The following is a 2542-nucleotide window of genomic DNA, read 5'->3' on the forward strand; positions in this document are numbered from 1 at the left end:
ACGTAGGCAGAGTCTCTGACTCTTTTTACATGGGGACGGGGAGAGAGAAATCCCCGGAGGAGGCGGCTCCTCATTCTTAACGTGTTTAACACGTTGATGTACGACTTTCACATCGCACATGGCTAGTCGCGAACCTGGGGGAAGTGCTTTCACCGCAGCACCTGCGGGGTAAGATTTTCACCTACATGGTCATTCAGTTGTCAAGGTTCTCCCTTGCGGCTAATCCTCCGAACCCTCGTGGATTCTAGTTTATAGCCAACGAATTGCACCAAACACCGTCTACCCAGTAAGCCTAAGTCTAAGCGAAGAAAAGCTGGCTACTTTGCGTAAAATATTGGCGGCCCCATTCAGATCCGCATTAACGATTGAACCATCAGCAGAGCGATACAATCCCCGCGAAATTCGCTTACCCGATGCTTTCCACCCTAAAGGTTTTTCACCATATTTAGGCAGGGAGTCACCATTAAGATAGCTGGCTTTCGAGGTATAGGATTCTTCAGTTTCTACAAACTGAATGCCGTGCTTTTCGCCAAGCTGTTTCAATCGATCTTTTAGTTTCCCCAGTGGCATTTGAACGAATTTTTGGTTATTGACCTTGCCAAGATTGGCATCGTTTTTAAAGCCTGAGTTCCAGCCAACCACCAGGGTGACAATCCCGTACTTCAAACAATGTTGAACGATTAACTTCGCCGCCTTATTAACTCCCGAAGCGCATTTGATGGTTGCGCTTTTGGGTAACTCGGTCTAACCAGCGAGCCCAATATCCTTCGGGCTTGCCTTCTTTACGGGTCGATACCTTTTTATTCCACAATTGATTCATTGCCTTCATAGCGCGGGCATCAATCAGTAGAGAATTGCCCAGGGTATCGACACAAGCGGCTAAATTATCAGCGGTTCCCAGGTCAATTGACAAAGCACGGCTAATATCCAAGTCGTGCTTTTCTTTTTTCATCTCATAAGATACCTCAAGATAAAAAGTACCGTTTTTGGGCAAGATGGTAAACTCCTTGACTTTTGAGTATTCCATATTTGAAGGCATGGGCCAGAAAAAATCAGATACTCCAAACCACCTTCTAACTGTCAATCCCAGAGAAAATTTTAGCTTACCATCTACCAACACCGGCCTCTGTGCGCCAGAGTTATGATAAGCTACTTTGAATAACTTTGAGCCTCTGAGGTAGTGAGGCGGTCAGGGTCCCAAGTGCAACTTACCTTTGAGATGTAAATCCCTCAGTTCTTTAAAAGATTTGAAAGCTTCTGCCACCGACATCAACGTTTGTTGCATCGGCGTCGAAGGTAAGGATTGAGCAACCATTGATTTTAAAACCGATGGTTCGTAAATTAAATCGAACTTTCCAGTCAACAGCTTCCCGGTCTTAAAGAAAATTTTTCTGGCAAAGTAAACCCCACTGTTGTAGAGTTGACCCTACTGTTGACAGAGGTACAAGAGCAACGATCGCGTTTCGCCGTCTGGGTGCAGTAAAACTTGCTGGACACCCATAGGGGTTTTAGCTTTAGCCTTCGGCATGGCCTCTTGCAGTAGTTGAGTCACTTATAGTAATCAACTATGATGGGGTTGTCAATCAAACGTGACAAATCGACAAGTTATGCTGTTGCAGAAAGACTATCAAACCCATAACCACGTTAAATTTTTGGTTAACTATCACTAGTTGTGGATTCCCCAGCGGAGGAAGAAGGTTTTGGTCGGGGATATAGCAACGAGATTGAGACAAATTTTTCTCGCTCTGGCGATAGAGAAGGGGTGGGACATTCTGGCTTTAGAAGTTGCTCCCGACCACGTTCACTTATTTATCAGCGTTAAACCCGTCGATACTCCTCACTTAGTTGTTAAGGCATTTAAGGGGCGGTCTAGCTACTATCTACGTAAAGAGTTCCCGCAATTAAAAAAGCTGCCGTCACTTTGGACTAACAGCTATTTTGTCAGTACTGCGGGTAATGTTAGTAGCGAGGCGATAAAGCGGTATATTGAAGCTCCGCACCATCGCCATTCGTGACAGGTTAAGAAAGTGGAGCTTTTGTCAATGAGTGAATATGCTCAATTTTACTCTGAATGAAAATGAGAATCACGCATGGTCGGGGAGAGGGAAAAGGCAATCAAAGATTGCCTTTTCCCTCTCTGTATGATTCTCATTATTATTAACACAAGACAAGTGGGATCAATGGAATATAAACAATTAGTTAGTTCCAAATCTCAAGCAGATAGATATGAGGAGATTTTATATAATAACTGAGATTTTAAAAAGGTAAACTTCTGAGATAAAATTAAATAAATAATTAAGATTTACTAGAAGTACCTTTAGGAGGAAGTGAGCGATTCGCTTAGTAAATATAACCAGCATCATGGTAACTTTAACTAGCTCCCAACTTTCTGAAATTCGTTATAGATACTTTGACCGCTCAAAATGATTTTCGATGTTTAGTATTCAGGTCAGAAAATGGGATGGCATTTTAAGTGAAAAATTTAAAAGCATTGAGGGGCAGAGTCAAAGGGGATAAATCAAGATTTTCCACAGGCTTTCCC

Annotated in this window: 4 protein-coding genes; 1 reads left to right on the forward strand and 3 read right to left on the reverse strand. The window is 43.0% G+C overall.

Features of this window, described 5'->3' with window-relative positions; all coding sequences use genetic code 11:
• Positions 1-279: 279 nt before the first annotated feature.
• The 3 genes from ACE1CM_RS29220 to ACE1CM_RS29230 all read right to left on the reverse strand — a co-directional run bounded on the left by ACE1CM_RS29220 (position 280) and on the right by ACE1CM_RS29230 (position 1363).
• A complete protein-coding gene (locus ACE1CM_RS29220) occupies positions 280-666 on the reverse strand; it encodes a hypothetical protein (protein ID WP_374882365.1) in 387 nt (128 codons plus the stop codon).
• A 31-nt stretch (positions 667-697) separates the two neighbouring features.
• On the reverse strand, positions 698-1027 hold the full coding sequence (locus ACE1CM_RS29225; protein WP_374882366.1) for a hypothetical protein: 330 nt from the start codon (positions 1025-1027) through the stop codon (positions 698-700).
• A 162-nt stretch (positions 1028-1189) separates the two neighbouring features.
• Positions 1190-1363 carry a hypothetical protein gene (locus ACE1CM_RS29230; RefSeq protein ID WP_374882367.1) on the reverse strand — a complete coding sequence of 58 codons (174 nt, stop codon included), beginning with the start codon at positions 1361-1363 and terminating at the stop codon, positions 1190-1192.
• A 307-nt stretch (positions 1364-1670) separates the two neighbouring features.
• Here ACE1CM_RS29230 and tnpA point away from each other — a divergent pair, with 307 nt between their 5' ends.
• Entirely contained in the window at positions 1671-2015 is a 345-nt protein-coding gene (gene tnpA, locus ACE1CM_RS29235; RefSeq protein ID WP_374882368.1) for an IS200/IS605 family transposase, read from the forward strand.
• Positions 2016-2542: the final 527 nt, after the last annotated feature.

This window comes from Microseira sp. BLCC-F43, from assembly GCF_041929235.1.
Taxonomy (GTDB): domain Bacteria; phylum Cyanobacteriota; class Cyanobacteriia; order Cyanobacteriales; family Aerosakkonemataceae; genus Microseira.